At 33.7% G+C, this 22,124-nt stretch carries 18 protein-coding genes; 7 read left to right on the top strand and 11 right to left on the bottom strand.

The features are described from left to right. Position 1 precedes the first annotated feature (1 nt). The 5 genes from HM987_RS16520 to HM987_RS16500 all read right to left on the bottom strand — a co-directional run bounded on the left by HM987_RS16520 (position 2) and on the right by HM987_RS16500 (position 3,863). Positions 2-964, bottom strand: coding sequence for an L-threonylcarbamoyladenylate synthase (locus HM987_RS16520; RefSeq protein WP_179009125.1), 963 nt, complete (start codon positions 962-964; stop codon positions 2-4). Positions 965-1,147: 183 nt separating this feature from the next. Next, positions 1,148-1,963, bottom strand: coding sequence for a ferritin-like domain-containing protein (locus HM987_RS16515; RefSeq protein WP_179009124.1), 816 nt, complete (start codon positions 1,961-1,963; stop codon positions 1,148-1,150). Between the two features lie 30 nt (positions 1,964-1,993). After that, positions 1,994-2,722 carry a ferritin-like domain-containing protein gene (locus tag HM987_RS16510; RefSeq protein ID WP_179009123.1) on the bottom strand — a complete coding sequence of 243 codons (729 nt, stop codon included), beginning with the start codon at positions 2,720-2,722 and terminating at the stop codon, positions 1,994-1,996. Between the two features lie 811 nt (positions 2,723-3,533). Next, positions 3,534-3,683: a hypothetical protein gene (locus HM987_RS16505; RefSeq protein ID WP_179009122.1), complete on the bottom strand. Its 150-nt coding sequence runs from the start codon at positions 3,681-3,683 to the stop codon at positions 3,534-3,536. Between the two features lie 27 nt (positions 3,684-3,710). Beyond that, positions 3,711-3,863 (bottom strand): hypothetical protein, encoded by a 153-nt coding sequence (locus tag HM987_RS16500; protein WP_179009121.1) that lies wholly within the window; start codon positions 3,861-3,863, stop codon positions 3,711-3,713. 162 nt (positions 3,864-4,025) lie between these two features. Between HM987_RS16500 and HM987_RS16495 the strand changes: the two genes are divergently transcribed. The 3 genes from HM987_RS16495 (at position 4,026) to HM987_RS16485 (ending at position 9,393) form a co-directional block, all read left to right on the top strand. Continuing rightward, on the top strand, positions 4,026-5,657 hold the full coding sequence (locus HM987_RS16495; protein WP_179009120.1) for an ABC-F family ATP-binding cassette domain-containing protein: 1,632 nt from the start codon (positions 4,026-4,028) through the stop codon (positions 5,655-5,657). 493 nt (positions 5,658-6,150) lie between these two features. Then, the gene (locus tag HM987_RS16490) at positions 6,151-8,124 is read left to right on the top strand and encodes a YgiQ family radical SAM protein (protein WP_179009119.1); all 1,974 of its coding nucleotides are present in this window, start codon (positions 6,151-6,153) and stop codon (positions 8,122-8,124) included. 99 nt (positions 8,125-8,223) lie between these two features. Then, positions 8,224-9,393: a lipase family protein gene (locus tag HM987_RS16485; protein WP_179009118.1), complete on the top strand. Its 1,170-nt coding sequence runs from the start codon at positions 8,224-8,226 to the stop codon at positions 9,391-9,393. 37 nt (positions 9,394-9,430) lie between these two features. Here the strand turns inward: HM987_RS16485 and HM987_RS16480 are convergent, their stop codons facing one another. The 5 genes from HM987_RS16480 to HM987_RS16460 form a co-directional block, all read right to left on the bottom strand. Continuing rightward, positions 9,431-10,189, bottom strand: coding sequence for a hypothetical protein (locus HM987_RS16480; RefSeq protein ID WP_179009117.1), 759 nt, complete (start codon positions 10,187-10,189; stop codon positions 9,431-9,433). 290 nt (positions 10,190-10,479) lie between these two features. Then, on the bottom strand, positions 10,480-11,931 hold the full coding sequence (locus tag HM987_RS16475) for an MltF family protein (protein ID WP_179009116.1): 1,452 nt from the start codon (positions 11,929-11,931) through the stop codon (positions 10,480-10,482). Between the two features lie 146 nt (positions 11,932-12,077). Next, positions 12,078-13,040 (bottom strand): bile acid:sodium symporter family protein, encoded by a 963-nt coding sequence (locus HM987_RS16470; RefSeq protein WP_179009115.1) that lies wholly within the window; start codon positions 13,038-13,040, stop codon positions 12,078-12,080. A gap of 148 nt (positions 13,041-13,188) precedes the next feature. Beyond that, the gene (locus HM987_RS16465; protein WP_179009114.1) at positions 13,189-13,911 is read right to left on the bottom strand and encodes a hypothetical protein; all 723 of its coding nucleotides are present in this window, start codon (positions 13,909-13,911) and stop codon (positions 13,189-13,191) included. After that, positions 13,911-14,456: an RNA polymerase sigma factor gene (locus tag HM987_RS16460; RefSeq protein ID WP_179009113.1), complete on the bottom strand. Its 546-nt coding sequence runs from the start codon at positions 14,454-14,456 to the stop codon at positions 13,911-13,913. The genes HM987_RS16465 and HM987_RS16460 overlap by 1 nt, the downstream gene beginning before the upstream one ends. Positions 14,457-14,572: 116 nt before the next feature. Between HM987_RS16460 and HM987_RS16455 the strand changes: the two genes are divergently transcribed. From HM987_RS16455 to HM987_RS16440, 4 genes are read left to right on the top strand one after another with little or no spacing between them, the layout of a single operon-like run. After that, complete coding sequence (locus HM987_RS16455) at positions 14,573-15,949, top strand: DUF4412 domain-containing protein (protein WP_179009112.1); 1,377 nt, start codon at positions 14,573-14,575, stop codon at positions 15,947-15,949. A 24-nt stretch (positions 15,950-15,973) separates the two neighbouring features. Then, positions 15,974-18,187 (top strand): T9SS type A sorting domain-containing protein, encoded by a 2,214-nt coding sequence (locus tag HM987_RS16450; protein ID WP_179009111.1) that lies wholly within the window; start codon positions 15,974-15,976, stop codon positions 18,185-18,187. Between the two features lie 9 nt (positions 18,188-18,196). Then, the gene (locus HM987_RS16445; protein ID WP_179009110.1) at positions 18,197-18,838 is read left to right on the top strand and encodes a hypothetical protein; all 642 of its coding nucleotides are present in this window, start codon (positions 18,197-18,199) and stop codon (positions 18,836-18,838) included. 14 nt (positions 18,839-18,852) lie between these two features. Continuing rightward, positions 18,853-19,419: a hypothetical protein gene (locus HM987_RS16440; protein WP_179009109.1), complete on the top strand. Its 567-nt coding sequence runs from the start codon at positions 18,853-18,855 to the stop codon at positions 19,417-19,419. Positions 19,420-19,430: 11 nt separating this feature from the next. Here HM987_RS16440 and HM987_RS16435 read toward each other — a convergent pair whose 3' ends face one another. After that, entirely contained in the window at positions 19,431-22,115 is a 2,685-nt protein-coding gene (locus HM987_RS16435) for a CHAT domain-containing protein (protein WP_179009108.1), read from the bottom strand. Between the last annotated feature and the right edge of the window lie 9 nt (positions 22,116-22,124).

The following is a 22,124-nucleotide window of genomic DNA, read 5'->3' as shown; positions in this document are numbered from 1 at the left end:
TTTAAATGTTTGCAGTGGCGCGTTGCAAACGGTCGTTAATGGATTTGCCCAGTCCGTGATCTGGCAAACGCTCAGCTATGATCACATCGAGCTGCATTTTGTCTAATTGGTGTAGTACATCATAAAGATTTGAAGCCGATTCCGTTAAGTTTCCCGTTTTAGAAAGCGCTAGTTGAACTTCAACAGAATTATCTTTTATTTCAGATTGAAAGGTTATCAACCCTATACGTTTTCCTTTATATACAGGTAATATTTTTAAGATGTTGCCCGTTAAAACTGTTTTTGTTTTTGGTGCGTAATGTCGCTCTAACATGCCTGGTGCATCAGGTGTAATCTCCTTTCTGTTCTTTATTTCAATGTTGCCCACAATACGCTCAATATCTTCTAATGCCGTTGAACCTAATCGGTATATGATAGGTTCGTCATTTTCAAAACCTATAATGGTCGATTCTATGCCGCTAGTGCAGGCACCACCATCCAAGACCATTTTAATTTGATCCTTAAAATAAGTTTCTACGTGTTGTGCAGTCGTTGGGCTAATACTGCTAAACGGATTCGCACTTGGTGCTGCCAATGGAAAATCCAACCGATTTAATAATTCTAACGTTGTTGGGTGATTGGGTATGCGAACCGCTACTGTATCTTTTCCTGCCGTAATTATATCTGGAATCGTATTTTTCTTTTTTAAAACCAAAGTTACTGGTCCTGGCCAAAACGCTTCAGCTAATAATTGAGCTTTTTCAGGAATATCCTCTACTATAGTATTGAGACTATCTATCGATGGAATATGAACAATAAGCGGATTAAAAAAAGGTCGCTTCTTAGTTTCAAAAATAGCTTTTATGGCTTTTTCGCTATAGATATTACCTGCCAAGCCATAAACCGTTTCGGTTGGTATGGCTACCACTTCTTCTGCTGTTAAAAGCGTAACTGCTTTCGATATGTCTTTTGAAATAATGCTCATAGTCTTAAAATACGACTGCAATATTACTTCAAAATTTCAAAAATAGGGTATGTAAACTTTGAAAAGCTTGATTGCGAACATATGATGACAAACAAAAAAAACCTGACTTTTCTAAATTTTGGTAATAAAAAAACTATCTCCATGAACGTTGGAGATAGTTTTGTAATTATATTATTAAATTATCTAGCTCACTATAAATAAGCTCGCAATGGCAGTTGCTTCGTCACCTGATAATGTTTCATCATAAGCTTCAGTTGATGCATCCACGCTAAATGCAGGACCACTGCCTAATGTGGTAACATCCAATCCGCCTTGAATAAGGTTTTCTTCGCCATCATATACTGCTTGCGTAGCGGCTGGCATTCCAGCACCGCGTTCGTCACGTGTGATCCAACCTTTCAGGCCTCTGATTCTTCTAATTTCAGAAGCATGTCTAGCTTCTACAGAGTGAATTTGCAGTCCAGCGGTTAAAAAATCAGAACCTTGTAAATTACCGGCTTGTCCTTTATAGGCTCTTACTCCAGTATCTTCAAATGCTTGTGCTAAGGCTAATAATTGGGCATAGGCATCAGGATTTGATGGATTAAACGGATCAAACATTCCACCAGCAGTAAAATCAAAATCAGGTTTCTCTACAGGAGTTACACCAGCGTTGGTTAACCCAGCGGTTAGAAAATCTACATGAGCTTGTTCATGTTGAGAAATTTTCATGTAAACTGTTTCAACAGCTGAATCTGTTATAACACCAGATTGTAATGCTAAATCGTAAAATTCATCCTCTAAATATTCTAAAGTCAAAGCTAATTGTAATGCGCTCACTGGATCACCCATAGTTTGCGCATGGGCTTTACTTGTTAAGCCTGCAAGTCCAAAAGGGATAGCCGCTAAAGCTGCTTTTTTACCTAAAGAACCAAAAGTTCCAAATATGTCTCGTCTCGATGATTTCTTTTCTAACATACTTTCGTTAGTGAATTCATCTAAAAATTTTATGATACTCATAATATATGTGTTTTTTAAATTAATAATTGATTACGGTAAACTATTTGCCGTGAAAGGAGTGGTTATAAATCCTGTGTCTCCTACAGCAGATAAAATCTCTGAAGGATCTTGAGCTCTATCTAATCCTGTTACAGGATCTACAACATCATCACCAGCAAAATCTGCCGAACCAGGATTGATCAACGTTCTTATAGCAGAAGCATGTCTTGCTTCAACAGAAACAATTTTTCCTGCCAGCACTAAATAATTTGGATCAGTTATTAATCTGCCTGCACCATTATAAGCGGAAACCCCAGTATCTTCTAAAACTTTTGCCGTACCTAGTACTTGATCTCTGCTCCCAAAATCGAGAGAGCCATAATCAAATTCTAATGATGGTAATTTTAAATTGGTGTTAGATCCAACGGCCGCTGAAATAGCGGTGTCAAATAAATCTCTATGATTAACCTCATGGTAATACAAATCTTGCAATACCTGCTTTTCTATGGATGAAGCACTCGCCCAATAGGAACCATTCACTACTTTTTCATAAAAATCCGCTTCAAGCTGTTCTAGAGCGTACGCGTAATTTAATACGCCTAAATCTCCCGAGCCTAAGTCAAATACGTTTGGTGTGGGATTAATAAAATCATCGTCATCGCTGCATGCCATCAAAAGACCTGAACCAAGAACAGCCATACCGCTCAGCTTAATAAACTGACGTCTTTTACTTGACGTTCTTTGTTTAGGTTGATGCACTTTTAAAACTCTTTTTTTCATGTTTATGGTCTTTAAGTTAATTAAATGTATTAGAGGTAGATAAACACCTACTTGCTAATACTTACGAAGAAATTGAGGGGGCGGTTTTAAAAAAGGCATGTTTTTTTGAAAAAAATTCAAAAAATAAAGGCTATTTGAATGTATTTCAGATAAAAAATGTGAAATTTTTCAAAAAATCACAGATTGAGTTAGGCTAAAAAATCACAAATTTGAATTATCAGAAGTTCTATTTTTTTAATGAATTTTAAGTTTTAAATTAAAAGGGTAAGTCACAATCTTCCAAAGGGTATAGTTGTAATTTGTAACTAATTTTGTTGCTTTTGTAGGAGGTGTTAAGACTTTCTAGTTGATGACCAACTATAAATAAAGATGTAGAAATTGCTTCACATGAAAGATGTATAAAGTAGAAAAAAACACGGTGTTTTCAATTTTAAAATTATTGAGCCAATCTAATTGGCAACAAGATGAATTTTTCAGAAATAGGAGATAAGATGATGATTCATCTGCCGTATATAACCATTATGGAGGAAGAAATTGATGCGTAGATTAATTTACCTTACAAATGTTAACCACAGACACTATATAATAAGCGAGAAACGATTCCAGCGATTGAAATGATAAAATCATCAACATTCATCGTGGTGTTTATTATTTTTAGGTAAGAGATAGTTTTAGCCTATGATACAAATATTCAGTTGCTGCTATTACCAATTCTTCGGCTTCCAAAAGTGTGGCAGCCTTCGATATGTCTTTTGAAGTAATGCTCATGGTCTCACATAAGACTGCAGAATTACTTCAAAATGGCATATAGCTATGATTTGAGTCGTTTATTTTGTTTCTCTTCTTTTTGTTGATATAAGGCATAAGCCAAGATGGCCATTTCAAGGCCCAAGATGGCTAGTTTTGCTTTTTTGCTTTTGGTCAATGCGCTTGTAAGACCTAATACTTTTGTAATTATCATTGCTTCTTTTTTATAGGTTAGTAATTGTTAGGCGTTATCTCTAGGTTGGTGCTTTTCTCTTCGGTCTTTAACTTGGTGGTTAATATCCCTTCCATCCACTTCTTTTTTGTTTATGGCGCTTTCAGCAATGCTGGTTTCATTTTTTTCTTGTTTGTCGTTTTTGTCTTTATTAGTTGTCATAATATTTGTTTTAAATGTGAAGTTAAAATTAACGGATTCTATGTTTCAAACTTGACTGATTTAAAATTAGAATTAACCGAAATGAAACGCTATATTATTTTATTCCCATTCAATACATATTGGCTTCCCATTTAGTAGTTTTGCAGCTTTAAAATTCAGAATATGATTTCAGTCGATAATTTAGCTGTAGAATTTAGCGGACAGACCTTATTTAGTGAGGTTTCTTTCACGATAAATGAAAATGACAAAATTGCCTTAATGGGTAAAAATGGCGCAGGAAAATCTACCATGATGAAAATTATTGCAGGTGTTCAAAATGCGACTCGTGGTCATGTGCGTTTTCCTAAAGATGCCGTGATTGCTTATTTGCCGCAACATTTATTGACAGAAGATAATACCACGGTTTTTGATGAAGCCTCTAAAGCCTTTGCCCATGTTTATGAAATGCGAGACGAAATGGATGCTCTCAACAAGCAATTAGAAACTAGAACCGATTATGAGTCTGACGCTTACATGAAAATCATAGAGCGCGTTTCAGATTTAGGTGAGAAGTATTATGCCTTAGAAGAAGTGAACTATGACGCTGAAGTCGAAAAGGCCTTAAAAGGTTTAGGTTTTAAACAAGAAGATTTTACTAGGCAAACCAATGAATTTTCGGGTGGTTGGCGCATGCGGATTGAATTGGCTAAAATTCTGCTTCAAAAGCCAGATTTAATTTTATTGGATGAGCCTACCAACCATATAGATATTGAATCCGTAATTTGGTTAGAGGATTTTTTAGTCAATAAAGCGAATGCTGTTTTAGTCATTTCGCACGATAGGGCATTCATCGATAATATTACCAATAGAACCATTGAGGTGACCATGGGTCGTATTTATGATTACAAAGCCAATTATTCGCATTATTTACAATTGCGTGAAGACCGACGCACGCATCAAATAAAAGCCTACCAAGAGCAACAGAAATTTATTGCCGATAATAGGGCTTTTATAGAACGTTTTAAAGGCACGTATTCTAAAACCAACCAAGTATCCTCACGTGAGCGAATGCTCGAAAAACTAGAGATTATTGAAATTGATGAAGTGGATACCTCTGCATTGCGATTGCGATTTCCAGCGACACAGCGTTCTGGCGATTATCCTGTAACGGTGAAGGACGTTTCCAAATCGTATGGGGAGCATGTGGTGTTTAAAGATGCTAATATGTCAATAGCACGTGGTGAAAAAGTGTGTTTTGTTGGGCGGAATGGTGAAGGGAAATCAACAATGATAAAAGCCATTTTAGGCGAAATTGATGTGCAAGGCACTTGTGTTTTAGGACATAACGTAAAGGTTGGCTATTTTGCGCAAAACCAAGCTGCCTTATTGGATGAGGATCTAACGGTTTTTCAAACAGTTGATGAGGTTGCGAAAGGCGATGTAAGAACTCAAATAAAGAACATTTTGGGTGGCTTTATGTTTCGAGGCGACGATATCGATAAAAAAGTAGGTGTGTTGTCTGGAGGTGAAAAAACCAGATTGGCAATGGTAAAACTATTGCTGGAACCTGTAAATTTATTAATTCTAGATGAGCCAACCAATCACTTGGATTTAAAGTCGAAAGATGTCTTGAAAGAAGCACTTCAAAATTTTGATGGGACATTAATATTAGTCTCTCACGATCGTGATTTTCTTCAAGGGCTTGCTAAAAAGGTCTTTGAGTTTAAGGAAAAACGGGTGATTGAACATTTTGAAACCATTGATGATTTCTTAGCCAGAAATCGAGTGGAAAGTCTTAAAAGTTTGGATTTGTAATATTATTTTTCTTTGTCGTTGGTGATATTTGTACAGATATAAGAGTAATTTATTCTGTCTTCTATATGTCTTTAAGCTTAAAGAAACAATCTCAAAATCTGTGATCTCGAAGCTCCGGGAATCTCAAAATAATTGTCCTTATAGCGAGCGTTTTAGGAGCGTTATTCATTTGTGATCAATATTCAATTATTGAACTATTTTAAAATTGGTTTTGTAATAATTTCATTTTTGAATGTCAAGAAAATTATAGACAGATATACAAGAAGCGATATAATAAGGTTAAACCCTAACAATTAAGCCTGCGTTAGTGGTTGAGGCACTTGTTGAAGCTCTTTTTGTGTTGTTGCGCCTATGCAACACAAAAAAGCGACTGCCGAAGACACGACCCTTGGGTAACGCCCAACTTCGCAAATCGTCTGTCGCACATACTCAAAATTAAACACCTTAACATTTCATAATACCTAAGCGACAATATTTTAACTACTTTTGCAAAGTGAAGAATAAACTACAACTTTCGGATTGGTTACCTACCACAAACAAAGAGGTGAAGATTCGCGGATGGGAAACACTCGATGTGATCCTGTTTAGTGGCGATGCCTATGTGGATCATCCAACGTTTGGACCTGCGGTTATTGGCCGTATGTTAGAGAGTTTTGGTTTGCGAGTCGCCATCGTACCGCAACCTAATGTAAATGATAATCTTCAGGATTTTGAGAAATTAGGGAAGCCAAGATTGTTTTTTGGTGTGACTGGTGGTTGCATGGATCCTATGGTAAGTAATTATAATGCCAACAAGAAGAAGCGTGATAAGGATGCCTATACACCCAATGGTGATATTGGTTTTAGACCAGATTATGCCTCAACCGTTTATTCTAAAATCTTGAAAGAAAAATGGCCAGATACACCAGTTTTAATTGGTGGTATTGAAGGGTCGTTGCGTCGTGTGACGCATTATGATTATTGGAGTGATCAACTGATGCCAACCATTTTAGAAACGTCTAAAGCTGATATGTTGGTTTACGGGATGGGCGAACAGCCGTTGCGTGAAATTATTCGTTTGCTCGAAAAAGGCGTTCCATTTCGTAGTTTGAATACTATTAATCAAACTGCAGTACTTTTAAATAAAGAGGAGAGCATTCCGAAGAACAGCAATTGGGAAGATGTAGAAATTGCTTCTCATGAAACTTGCTTAAAGGACAAAAAACAATATGCGTCCAATTTTAAGGTTATTGAGCAAGAATCCAACAAATTGGCTGCGCGACGAATTTTTCAGAAAGTAGGTGATAAGATGCTGATGATTAATCCACCTTATCCAACTATGACTGAGGCTGAAATTGATGCGTCTTTCGATCTGCCTTACACACGATTACCGCATCCGAAATATAATAAGCGAGGACCTATTCCAGCTTATGAAATGATCAAAACCTCTATAAACATTCATAGAGGCTGTTTTGGTGGTTGTAGTTTTTGTACCATTTCTGCGCATCAAGGTAAATTTATTGCCTCACGTAGTAAAGAATCGATTTTGAAAGAAGTCGATATTGTTGCGAATATGCCAGATTTTAAAGGTTATTTGAGTGATATTGGTGGGCCAAGTGCCAATATGTACCAAATGAAAGGGAAAGTGCAATCTATTTGCGACAAATGTGTGGCGCCAAGTTGTATTTCGCCAGTGATTTGTAGTAATTTAGACACGTCCCATAAACCCTTGACGGAATTATATCAAGCCGTCGATAATCATCCAAAGGTTAAAAAATCGTTTATTGGTTCCGGAATTCGACATGATATGTTGGTGCCAGAATTCAATAAAAATGCAGACCCAAAAGAGTTAGACGATTATACCGAGGAAGTGATGACAAAACATGTTTCCGGTCGTCTAAAAGTAGCACCAGAACATACCAGTGATCCTGTATTGAAGTTGATGCGTAAGCCTTCTTTTAGTTACTTCCATAAGTTTAAAGAACGTTTCGATAAGATTAATATTAAGAAAGGCTTGAAGCTGCAGTTGATACCATACTTTATATCTAATCATCCAGCTTGTGAAGTTGAGGATATGGCAAACCTTGCTGCCGAAACCAAAGATATGGGTTTCCAGTTAGAGCAAGTTCAAGGATTTACGCCAACACCAATGACGGTTGCTACTGTAATTTATTACAGTGGTTACCATCCATACACACTTAAGAAAGTAAAAACACCAATTTCTAAAAAAGAAAAAGACGAGCAACACCGTTTTTTCTTTTGGTATAAGGATGAAAACAAAGCATGGATTAAAAAAACCTTGAATAAATTGGGTCGTCAAGATTTACTTCAAGTGTTACTGCCAGAAAAAACCGAAAAGTGGCGTAAAAACAAACCAAAAGGAGAGGCTAAGAACACCTACAATGATGCAGTACCTTTTAATCAGCGTAAAACTGAGGATAAGGTTCGTTTTAAATCTAAGAAGCGGAAGAAGAAGAGTCGTCGTTAACGTATTTTTGATCTTGTAATTTGACCTAAAATTTATTTTTGGAATCGTTTTGTAAATTGTTTAGAGACAATAATTAATTGGCTATTAAGTTATTTCAATATGAGAAGATTGGTAACCTTTATATTTTTACTTTTTTCAATACTATCATTCGGGCAGTTAAAACCAGGCTTTAATACTAATGAAGCTCAACATACTATTGCGATGTGCAATAGTTACAATTTCATCAAACAATTCAATTCCGATCAAACCATTATTCCAAAAGGCTATAATTTGAGCTATACCTCAGATGTTTTGAGCATGGACAATAAATTTCAGGTTTATGAAGATGGCAAGATTGGTGTCATCAATTATAGAGGTTCTACGGATAGTGTGATTAGTTGGGTTGAGAATTGCTATTCGGCCATGATTCCTGCAAGTGGCACAATTACGATAGATGGTGAAGCTTCCGAGTATGCATTTGCTAAGGAAGAAGCTGCAGCAGTTCACGCTGGTTATGGCTTAACCATAGTTGTACTTTCTGATGTTTTAAAGGCGCAAATAAAAGCGTTAAATTCAAAGGGCATTTATCATATTATTATCACAGGCCATAGTCAAGGTGGTGCATTGGCGACGATGACACGTGCTTATTTAGAGAATCTGCCAGAAGGGGAATTATCTTCAAAGAATGTGTATAAAACATATGCTTATGCGCAACCTATGTCTGGGAATAAAGAATTCGCTATTGAATATGACGAACGATTTAGCGATGAAGGAACGAGTTACTCCATAATTAACCCTCAAGATCCTATACCGAATTTGCCATTTAATTATGAAGAAGAGACACTCATTACAAAAGATAAAATCAAAGGCTGGTTGTTTGGAGAGGATGAATTTAAACCCAAGGACTTCGGAAAAGATGCCTTTATTAGATTGTTTGAAAGAGGAATTAAGAGCTACGTAAAAAATAGCAACACTTTGGTAAATAAAATTCTTGGGTTGAAATTCGGGAAAATAGAAATGCCAGAATTTGTTAGTGATATAAATTACTTCCCAACAGGGCATCTTAAGGAAATAGAGCCCTTCGAATATCCAAAAATTGAATTGGATGTTAGCGACCTAACCGAAGAAGAGCTCAAAGATCTTCCGCAAGATGAAGACGGAAAATGGTATAAACAAGCGCCTAAGTTTTTTCAGCATAGTCCTTATAATTATTATGTGGCGATACTTAAGAAATGGGACAGAACTTCTTTTGAAAATTTAGAGCTGTTTTATTTGGATTCGGATTTATGAGTAATAAATCTTTCGTTATAATCCGCAATGACAACTACTATTCTTGGTAAGTAAAAGTTGATTGTGTAATTAATTCTCCATCCATGTATTCAATTGATGTTATAGGGTAATCAGATTCATTATAAGTATACTCTAAAGTAAAAACATTAATTCCATTGTTCGTTGAATAAATTCTTTCAGTTTTATTGTTGAAATTATACTCTATTATTTTTTTTATTTCTTGATCATTGAAAAGCGTTAAATAAGGATTATTTTTATTATCATATTCGAAAGTGTATTCTGTAAACGAATCATTATTAAGATTTAATAAATATGTATTGTTAATATTTCCATTACTATCAAAAGTTATATCCTTCGTTGCAACTTCTACATTATCTTCATTGAGATATTGTATATGATTTAATTGGTTCAAAGTGTTATATAAATAACGTCGTTCTCCATTATTTTCATTATAGAAGGTAGATGAAGAAATTAAATCATCTGTAAAATAGTATTCTTCTGCCCTATCATCGATATAACTAGTCTTCCATATTTGACCTGAATCATTATAAAAGAAAGTTGTGGAATATTGGTTTGTAGTGCCATCAGATGAAATTGTTTCAGAACTCATTCCTTTTATTCGACCATTTGAATCAAATGAGTTTATAACAATATAATGTGTATTTGTAGTAGGAAAATAAACCTCTACTTTTATTAAAGCTCCACTTGGAGGATTGTTCTGTGATGTATTATCTGAACCGTCGTTACTACAAGCTGCTAATAAAAAAGAAATAGCAATTAGTAAATATTTTTTCATATTATAAATTTAGGTTGAAATTTGTGTTTTACAATTTACTAATAATTTGTAATGCGTTTCCAACCAATTCAAACCTTTATCAATTTCAACATCCAAAGGAACGTCCATTTTATTAGTATTTTACTTCTCCGTTTTGATCAAGGTCTTAAACTTTTTAAATTCTAGTTTGTAACCGCCAACACCATTTGATCATGCAGTTATAAGAATATTTCGGATTTATAATTGCTAGCTTCGAATTTGAACATAAATTTTTACTAACGTTCAATAGGATTTGATTAATGTTATTTTAATCATTCCGAAATAAACTGCTTATAATGTGCATAACGTTCAAAAATTTGATTCACATAGTTATAGGGTTCGATACCTCTTACATAACCATATTTTACCACTGGGTCATTATAATTTTTTGGAGAGCTTAATTCTAGAATCATATCCTCTACATTGTCATCCCATAGTTTTGGATTTAGCCCACGTTTTTTAGCTAGCTTTTGGGCATCTTTCACATGGTATAGTCCACAGTTGTAGGAAGCCATTGTAAATTTTCCACGCTCTATGGAATCCTTTACAGCTTCAAATTTTTCCCATAGTTGCCCTAGGTAAGATGTACCACCTCTAATGCTTTGTTTAGGATCAGTTGGGTCGGTAACACCTAGTTCTTTAGCGGTTTTTGGCATAATTTGCATCAAGCCTTTGGCATTGGCCCAAGAGCTGTTGTTGGGATCGAAGCGCGATTCTTGATAAATAAGCGAAGCAACCAAACGCCAATCCCAACCTATTTTTTCGGAATGAATTTTAATTAAACTGTCGTAGGGACTGATTTCTTCCTTATTCAAACTGTAAAAATCACTTTTTACACGCCTCCTAAAGTCTTTTTTGTTTTTGAAATACTTATTATAAATCACATTGTAATCCACCTCTTTTTTAAGCTCTTCGAGCCATAAGTTGGTGGCTTTTAAAAGTTCCGGTGAGTTTTTTCGGGTAGCCCAGCCAATACGTTGAGAGAAGCTTACAGGCACATCAACATCTAATATAGGGTGGTAAGAGGCCATGATTTTAGCAATGTTGTTATCTGCAATCGTATATTTAATTTCACCTTCAGCAACTTTTTTAATGATTTTATCCGTTGCCATTTCACCAGGCAGGTTTTCAATATAAATTTTGCCGCCAAGTTCTTCGGATAGATTGGTTATTCGCTCTTTGTAAGCAGATTCATTACGAACGGAGACCGTGTCTTGCAACAGTTCTATGGCATCATTAACTAAGGCGTTTTCTAACTTATGCCAATGCATCGTTCGCCAATCATCTGGTTTTTTCTGTACAAGAACTTGTTTGGTTAAATACAAGTAATTTGAAAATGAAACCGAAGCTTTCCGGCTTGCAGTTATCGTTAAGCCATGCGCTAAAATATCACCTTCACCACGATTCAGCATGTTGATGAGGTCGTCAATATCATCTGCCACTATGATTTCTAGTTCTAAATCAAGATGTTTAGCAAGTCGCTTTAAAAGCTCATATTCGTAGCCCATGGGTTTACCTCTGTAAAGAAAGTAGCTTGTGCCACTATAGACGGTTAAAGCTTTTAGCTTACCGTCTTTTTTAATCGCTGCGAGATCTCTTTCTAGTGTCGGTTCTTCTACAGTTATATTACTGTTGGTAGGTTTTTCAACGCAAGTGAGACATAGGGTTAAAAATAAAATAGCTATAAATTGAAAAAAGTTAAAAGATTTTTTATTAGCTGGCATAGTTAGGTTGATTTTCCCATAAAATACTAAAAACCTAGGACTTTGTTGTTTATAGCTTAATGCGCCTCCAACCAATTCCGCCCAGAAACTACCGCATGTAACTAAAACTTTACGTGGATTACTTTTTTATCAATCGATTTATGATGTCAAGGTCTTCTAGAATGTTTAGCCGCAATGACACTGGTTACCAAAATCTGAAACGCATGAAACATCATAATAGGAAGTAAAATAACGCCTAAAATTGCTGCATTCTGAAATAGTATTTTAGAAAAAACGGTTCCATGCACCAATGATTTTTTAGTACCACAAAATTGTGCAGTAATCCTATCTTCTAAACTAAAATTGAGTTTTTGGGCAATAAAACCAATTGAAAAATAAATGACAAAGAATAGAATTATTACCACACACATGATGAGAATCAATTCTAGAATACTTAGAGAGTCAAATATTCCATCTAAAAATGATTTTGAAAAGCTTTTGTAAATGATTAAAAGTATTATGCTTTTATCAAATAAGGTCAGTTGTTTTTTGTGTTTTTGAGCAAATGCCCCTAAAAAACGATGGAGCAATAATCCTAAAACGACAGGCGCCAATATTTCTAAAAGTAACTTTTGGTATACTTCAGCTAGACTAAAATCTGATGCAGATTGCGTTAAAAATAATCCTACCCATAAAGGTGTTACTATAATACCAATCAAACCTGAAATACTTGCATTAAAAATTGCAGAAGGAACATTCCCTTTAGCAATAGAAACCATAACGACAGAAGAGGATACCGTAGAGGGTAATGCTGCTAAAAACAAAAATGACAACCAAAGGGTTTTCGATGCTTGAGCTATAAATGGATAAACGCTTAATACTATTAAGGGAAATATGATAAAGGTACTCAACTGAATCAATAAATGGAGTTTCCAATTTTTTAAGCCTAATCCGATTTGTTTAGGGCTTAATTTAAGTCCATAGAAAAAGAAAATCAAAGCAACACCAATACTGCTTATAGTACTCAATACCTTTGCACTTTGACCTTTGCCTAAGTCAGGATACAGATACGCCATTAGAACGGTTACTATAATGGCAAGAACAAACTTGTCTAACTTAACAAATCTCATTTAAAAAGTTGTATTTTAATCTTATTGCGCCTCCAACGAATTCAAACCTGTATCAATTTCAACATCCAAAAGAACATCCATTTTATAAGCATTTTCCATCTCAGTTTTAATTAAGTTTTTCATCTCTTCAAGTTCTGGTTTTTAAATACTAAAAGCCATTTAATTTCTTCGTGAGTTGTTTTCTTTTTTCGATTTCAAATGTAGAATTGATTGTATCTAATTTATTTAAGATTGCTTTAGAGTTACTATAGTCTTCTTTCTTGAGGTAGATTAGAGCCGTATACCAAAGGGATTCCTCTAAATATTCAAAGTTGATCGCGTTTAAAGTTTTAAATTCTTTAAGTGCAGAGTCAATTTTAGATTGGTTTAGAAGTGACGACGCATAGTAAAAGCGAATATTAGGATTGTTCGAGGTTGCTAAGAGCACTTCAAATTCTTTTTCAGCGGTTATAAAATCGCCGTTTTCGTAGGCTATAAAAGCACTATTATTTTTATTAGAATTATTGGATCGCGTTACCGGTTGATAAGTGTTAGGCGAGATTTCAAAATTGCTTTCAAATAAGTCGTTGCCAGATTCTGAACTTAAGATATTGTAGAAAAATCCAATTACTAAGATGCTGGCAATAGCTAAATAGGCATATTTGAATTTTTTCAAATTACTTTTTTCTTTTGGTAATGTGTCCTCTAATTCCTGAAAATGAGTTTTAAGCTTTTTTGCCTCAGCTATTTTAAAAGCTATGAAGATATCTCTATGAGACTCAAATTCTGATTTGAAATCAGCATCTGTTTCTAGCAGATTTTCTACTTCAATCCTGTCTTTTTCAGAAAGTCTGTTAGCTAAGTAATCTTGTATGCGTCTTTCGGTATTCATTAATTAACTTTCATTAAAGATTTAAGGTGCTTTAAACATCTTGATTTATGGCTTCTAACAGTATTCCCATCTTTATAATGCGTTTGCTCTACAATTTCATCAATAGTTAAATTTCTATAATAAAAGAGTTGCAATAGTTGTTTGCAAGTTCCAGATATTTCAGCTAATCGTTTTGCTAATATTTTCTGATTTTCTGTCGGTAAATTGTGTTCTAGTTCAATTTCCGTATAATCATCAGTTTCAATTTCAACTCGCAAAATGCGATGTTTTTGCTTTAATTTTTTAAATAATTGATTTTTACCTATACCAAACAAATATGTTTTTACAGTACTTGTCTTCAATTCCAGTTGAGACGTTACAAAGTTTTGATGCATTGCGATAATAGCATCTTGATAAACATCTAAAACATCGGATGTGTCGATAGTATAACGTTTAGAATAATTTAAAAATTCTGCTTTATAATCTACATAAACTTTTTCTAAAGCTTTTTTATCATCAGCTCGTAGTAGCTTCTGTAATTGACTGTCAATGTCTATGTCTTTCATTTAGTTGTATAAAGGGACAAAATGTTAACAAAGAAACAAATATAATTTTTTTTGGTGCTTTGTGTTAACATTTCAAAAGTAGAAAGAACAAAAGGTGTAATCAATTATTAAATCTGATGAAAACACTTTTTAAATACACAATCATTCTTCTAGTAGTGTGCTTTAGTCAAAATTCCGAGGCTCAACTGCTTAAGCGTCTTAAGAATAAGATATCTAATAAGGTTGAGACAAAGATAGAGCAGGCAGCAGATAAAGCTATAGATAGTCTAGGCACAAAGAAAACAAAAAACGAAAACACTAAAACAAAGGTTAATTCTAAAGCAACCTCTGGTAGTGTAGTCATCACACACTCTAACACATATGGCTCAGTGAATATACCAGAAGTCAAAAAGATTAAGGCAGAGCGTGCTAATGACACATACAATTTTAGCGCCTCTTGGTGGACGCATGATGCAGACATACATGATGGTTTCTATCTGTCTATTAAAACGCAGCATGATTTAAGACACGATACTAATAAAGCTAAAAACGTAAAACGTACTTTCAAAATCCCAGAAGAAGCAACTCTAAAATTATCTTATGACCCTTCGTTGCCGTATTATAAAAAAAGTGATGATGATTTCAAAAGAGCTGTGTCTGATAATTACCAGACCTATGATGTTTCAAAAGGAGAGGTGACTATTGATGTACTTTCAGAGGAAACTATTCAAATTTCATTTAACGGAAGGGTGAGCTTACGAAAGGTACAACGTCCCAAAACCAATTCTGATGACTATTCTGAAAGCTTTTATGAGGCTACAATAAAGGGAGGGATCGATGGAGAAAGTCCTCAATTTACTAATAATACTTCAATTAAAGTAGCTGAGAGTACAACTAAAAGCGATGAAAATTACACTATCAATCAATTACCAAATAATACAGCAAAACCAGGCACTTATCTATTCACTTATGAAACTAAAGTAAAAGTGACTACCTCAGAACAAGATCGCTCTTATAAAATGTCTTATTTATTAAATCCAAATGAGAATTACATGGGAATAATGGTCGATATGAACGAATATTCAGATGAAGAAATGGCTGGAGAATCTATTATAGTTATAGATGAAGGGAATTCGCACATTTTTGTAGATGCCCAAGGTATGAAAATGCAAATGTCACAAAATATGATGGGTGGACAGCAAATGCAAAATCCTACTGACCAAATGATGAACTACGACTATACAAAATTGAATAAAACAGGAAAAACCAAAACCATTCTTGGTGCAATATGTTATGAATATACGATGTCAGATAATAGCGTAAAAATGAATTTTTGGGTAGCACCAGACGTAAATCTACCTAATTGGTTTATACAAAATAACGACCTTCTAAAAGGTCATATTATGGAATATACTATTGAGTCTAAAGATGGCATTATGACAAGTGAAACTATTGCTATTAATGATAACATCAGTAAAATGATAAATCCTAAGGATTATAAAAAAATGTTTTAACTAAAACCTAGTAAATATAGAATTATGAAAAAAATTACACTTATCAGCTTTATACTGATTACGGCAATTAGCTATTCGCAAACAGTAAGTATTCCAGATCCTAATTTTGAACAAGCACTTATAGATCTTAATATTGATAACTCTTCACCTACTAATGAGATAGATGGTTTTTTGAATATTACACCAGCGGTAACAGGTAGCAGCTCACTTAATATTTCTGCAAAAGGCATTACGGATTTAACTGGTATAGACCAGTTTTCAAGTCTTGAAACCCTGTCCTGTGAAAACAATGATATTACTACGGTAGATTTTTCTAGCAACCTGTTGCTTACGCACTTGTTTATCTATAATAATAATTTAGAGAGTTTAGATTTAAGCCAGAACAGTAACTTAGAAGTGTTATGGTGCCAGTCTAATGAAATTACACAGTTATTACTGCCCACTAATTCTGTTTTAAATTCTCTTGAATGTCACTTCAATAATTTATCGACTATAAATCTTTCTAATTCTACAGCATTAGAAAAATTAAGAATTCAACATAACAATCTAACAAATTTAGATCTGAGCAGCCTTGTTTTATTGGAAGATTTGGATGCTTTTGATAACGGTCTTGAAACTATTAACCTCGATAATTGTGCATCTTTGCAAAAAATGAGTCTTAGAAATAATAATTTAACGCAACTAGAAATTGAAAATAAACCCTCACTTTTTAGAATGTTGTTACAATACAATGAGCTCACCAGCTTGACGGTTAAGAATGTAGATTATGACAATTTTAATTTTAATTTAAACTTACAAGGGAATACTAATTTATCTTGTGTTGAAGTTACTGATCCTGATTATAGTAATGCAAATTGGGATTGGTTAAGTCTGGTAACCTATAGTAGTGATTGTTCACCAATTTATATTACTATTCCAGATTCTAATTTTGAACAAGCGCTTATAGACTTGAATATTGATTCTGATGGGATCATAAACGGACAAGTTTTAGAATCTGATGTAGTTTCCATTCAGTTTTTAAATTTATTTAGCAAAAACATTTCTGATCTAACTGGTATAGAGGCTTTTGAATCTTTAGAGGGTTTGTATGCTTTTGATAATAATCTAACAAGTATAGATATAAGTAATAATGCATTGCTAACCGATTTGGTTTTATCATCAAATGCGCTTACGGAAATAGATTTAACTAATAACCCTAATTTAACGGCACTTACGCTTAGCAATAATCAAATTGAATCTTTAGATTTATCAAGCAACTCGCTTCTTGAGGGTTTATATGTTCAAAATAATGTATTAACAACCATAGAGGTGAGTTCGCTTGCGGCATTGTCACAAATTTTTATAGATCAAAATGATTTAGTTGAGTTGGATTTATCTCAGAATTCAATGTTAAGTCAAGTATCCTGCACTGAGAACAATTTGCTGAACTTTAATATCCAAAACGGAAATAATACAAATATTGGATTTAACGATTTTAATGCATCTTTAAACCCAAACCTAGAATGCATTGAAGTAGATGATGTTGATTACAGTGTTTTAACTTGGATTAATGTAGACAGCCTATCGTCCTACAGTATAGATTGCGCACCAATTAATGATGACTGTTCATTTGCGACTTCTATAACGCTAGGACAAGATACACCAGGTACAACTGTGAATAGTACATCAAGTGTTTTTAATCCAGCCTGTCAGCAAGAAGGTATTGTTGTATTTGATGTTTGGTATCAATTTATTGCACCAGCAAGTGGAAGCGTTACAATGACACTTGGTGTGCCTATAGCAGTTGCTAAAGTCGCAATTTACGAAGACTGTATGACACAAAATCCTTTGGCGTGTGCACAGGATGAATTACAAATCAATAATTTAAATGCAGGTCAAACTTATTTCTTGCAAGTGTGGTTAGAGGTTTCAGGTTCAGGTAGATTATCTAGCCAAAACCAAGTAGGAAGTTTTGTGCTTAATGTTCAAGATTCTGCTTTGTTATCTACAGGCCTAGATAATGAACTTAGGGAGCTAACATTTTACCCTAATCCTGCCGAAGATAAAGTTATCATAGCTGGTTATGAATTTATTGAGAGTTATCAAATATTTGATATAACAGGTAAGATGGTTTTGTCTAATTCACAAATAAAATCACTTAGTCATTCTATTGATATCAGTTTACTTTCTAAAGGAATTTACATGCTAAGAATTAAAGGTGAAAACAAATCAATAACCAAAAAGCTATTAATTAAATAAAATAAGATTATGAAAATTAAACACATACTAAGTTTTAGTTTTATTGCAATTATGTTTTCTTCTTGTTTAGGAGATAAAAAAAATGCTACTATTTCTGAAATGAATGACAATAGTTTTGTTAATGAGAATTTTAAAGGCAATCTCATTAATTATTCTAAAGATATGAGTGCATGCGAAAATATGTCTGCAAGCAGTATTGCCTCTATCTATAATATTTCTGAAGAACTGATAGTATATGAAGATGTTTCAAAGTCAGATAGGAGAATGCCTAATTCTCAACCCATATGTAATTTTTTTATTAAAGACGGTGATAATGATTTTCAATGGTTGAAAGGTTCTATGAATATTCAACGTGAAATTGGAAAAGATGAAATGGCTTACGATGTTGCGAAAGCAGCAGGTAATGGCGTAGCGTGGGAAGAGGCTTGGGCTTTAAACAAATCAATATCTAAATCGTCTGAATGGATAAAAGACATCGGCTTAGCAGCACTTTGGAATGAGAGTAAAAAGGAGCTAAAAATAAAGTTTAGAGGTTACACCTTGTACGTTTACCCTATTAAAAATAGATTAAATAAAGCTGAGGTTGCAAGACAAAGAGATTATAAAAGTGCTGCCATTGCTATGGCAAAAGCAGCGGGATATATTAACTAAAACAAACTCTAAAAATGAAGCATTTAAAATATACACTAATTCTATTGGCTGTAATATCAATATCCTGTCTTGGAGATAAAAACAAATCTAACATTAACGAGCTTGTAAATGAAAAAGCAACTACTAACACAGTTATTAAAACAAGTAAAATAGACATTGATAAAATTAAAGAAAAGTTGTGCTATGAGTTTCCAAATGAACTCATTTTGGGCTATAACCCAGATGCTAATTATATTGAAATAGAGCCTGTAGATAATGGTTCTGGTGGTATTTTACACTGCAATTTAAAACTCTTCTACGGCGAAAAAGACTATGAATATTGGCACGGGCAGGTTTTTGCAAATATCAATGAAATGAAGGATCCTTTTTGGCAGTACAATCCTGAGAGAAATGCTACGCTTTACCAAAAAGTGGATGGCTTGGGTGAGAAGGCTGTTTACATCTCCAATATGTATCAACTTCTCATACTTAAAGAGGGTGTTATTTATAGTATAGTTCCGCCAAATCGCGGAAGTAACACCAACTCAGGAAAACAGACCAAGGCTATCGCTTTAGAGATTGCAAAACATTATGGTCTTTAAATTTTTTGAAATCAAATAGCTCGCGCATTTTGTGAGCTGTTTTTCTTTTTTATACTGAATAGATAAACTAACAGTAAAGTTCCTAAAACTCCTATTATAAACCAATAGTAAAAAGGCATTCCGGATGTATTAAAATTAATAGGACTATCATTTCCGTAAAGCACAAATCCAGCCCAATAATATGGATGTTTTAATTTTAAATTATCAGTATTTTTAAGGTAGTCTAGCTTAGCATTTCTTAATGCTTTTGATTTAGTCAATCCTTCATTTAAATAGCCATAAAAGGATACCATAATCTGCTTGGTAGAAATATCTGGCGCACTCCACAGGCTAGATACTGTTGCTGGTATTCCAGAGTACATAAAAGCTTGAGAAAGTGAAATAAGACCATCTCCATCTTGATAACCTCCAACACCTGTATTGCAGGCACTTAAAACGGCTAACTCTGCATTACTCTTAAAACCATATAATTCCGAGATAAATAGTTTATTGTCTTCTTCGTTATCGGAAAAAACAATATGACTTAATTCAGGATCTTTATTATTTAAAAAAGCATGTCCTGCGAGATGCAATACAGCAGAATTACTGTTAAGACTAAAAAATTGAGATTTAGAAGCGTTTTCATTTTCAAATACAATACCATCTACAAGCTTATTTAATAACCTTACTTCTTCTTTAGCGCCTTTTAGATTATAGGCTTCACCTCTAACGGCGAGTTCGTTGACCGATGGTGAAAAGCTGTTATAAGATGGAGCGAAAAAAGTTATGTTCTCATCGTAGGAATTCGACTTATATAATTGAGAATTTAAATAACTAAGTCCAGAGACATAAGAAATAGACGTTTTTTCTATAAGGTAGTTTTCATCCTCTTTCAAAAGTTCAAAAGGTAAATTTCTCAAAGAGGCTTCGGCTATTATAATAGTATTATTAACTATTTCTATATCACTCAAAAGAAGGTTATAGAGTTTTTTGCTCAAGTTTTCATAACCATTACTATTATTTAGATTTTTAATAGTGTTTAAAAAGGAAATTATATCGGTTTCAATTGCAGTGTAAGCGCCAATATTTTTGATTGAAATATCAGAATTAGAAATAATAACCCTAAAGAGTTCATTTTCAGACTTGATATATTTTATGACCTTAGTATTTTTTTCTAATCTTATAGAACTCAAATCGAACTCTGATGAATTCAAACTAAATATTTTTGGATTTTCATTAATTAATTGTTGGTTTATATCATCTAGCTGAAGACTTAACTCAAATAATTGCTGATTTAGAAGCGTATCCTTTTCTATCTGCTTCTGCTTAATTTGGGTGATTTCTTCTCTTAGTTTATTCTCTTCGGAGAATAAACTGTCTAAATTCGATTTTCTATCTGCAAGTTCTCTATTAAATAACAAACGGTTTAAAGTTGCTCTGTTTTCAATACGCTCAATTTGAGATAATATATCTTGTTTAACCTCTATAGAAGCTTCTTCTTGTATTAAATGTTTAAGATTTCTATTCCTAATAATATCATAGTTTGCAAAGTGATTGTTTATTGGTTTTCGGTCAATTCGGTCTGCAAATTGTTTAAGTCCAATTTTAAAAAGCTCAGTTGAAGTTGTAACTAATTCAGGTTTATTAGTTTGCTCTAAAAACAGTGCAAACTGATTTAAGAGAATAGGGTATTTTAGTTGTGTTATTGGCTCAAAATCCTTTGAATTAAAATTTAAAACATTGATTGGTTCGTCACTAGTATTAAGCAATTTTAGAGCTTTATTGGCATGGATGGTAAGTTCGTCAATATTATTGGTTTCTGAATAGTATCTGGAGGCAATTTCATGAAGATTAAGTTCTTGAAACTTATTGAGATCTTGAAAATTTTTCAATTTTTTTATTAAGGCAGGGATTTTATCAAATTGCTCTGCACCTAAAAAGGCAAACCCTTTACAGACATTAGAGTAGATCTTTATGTTTCTGTCACCTTTTGTTTCAGCTTTATTAAAGTAATATTCAGCTTTATCCGCATTATTAGGTTGGTAAAAACGACCAACTCTAAAACTGCCTAGAGCATAGTAATAATCTATATCCTTAAAATGGTTATTTTCTTCGTAGAAATTTTCTAGTCTTCTGTGGGATTCTAATAATTCGTTTTCATTTTGCAACGAAAAGTTAAGTGATACAAACCATTCTAGTAGTGTTGCTTCAAGTTTTTTTTCTGAACTAAAACCTATTTCTTCCTTGAGTTTCTTCTTCCTTTCTTTTAAAATATTATAGGCTATTGTAATATATCCCAAGCTTTTTTCATATTTCGATTCTTCATACTCATTTGCGCCTAATGAGATATAAAAATTGATCAAATCATAGGTTTTTACATCTTTTTCAGTCGCTAAAGCCTCGGCTTTGTTTACATATTCTATACTTTTTAGTTCATTTCTAATGGATTCTATATTGTAGACTTGAGATAAATCTACATAAAGACCGAATTGTAAGGTGTTATTTTTAATAGTGTTATCATTAAAAAGTTGTAAGCTATATTCAAGTTTTTCGATGGCCTTCTGAGCCTTATCAACATTACTTAATTTTGAAGCCTCTTCTCTAAGGGTATTAATTTGTCTAATAATTGAGTCCTCAATCTTTTGCTCTATTTCTGGTTTCTGTTGTGAATCGACGAGGACTGGCAATACTATTGAAATGCAGATTGCTATTTTCAAGGTATTGAT

The sequence above is a fragment of the Winogradskyella forsetii genome, from assembly GCF_013394595.1.
In the GTDB taxonomy this organism is placed as follows: domain Bacteria; phylum Bacteroidota; class Bacteroidia; order Flavobacteriales; family Flavobacteriaceae; genus Winogradskyella; species Winogradskyella forsetii.
The sequence above is the reverse complement of the archived record's forward strand: the minus strand, read 5'-3'. Positions and strand labels throughout refer to the sequence as shown.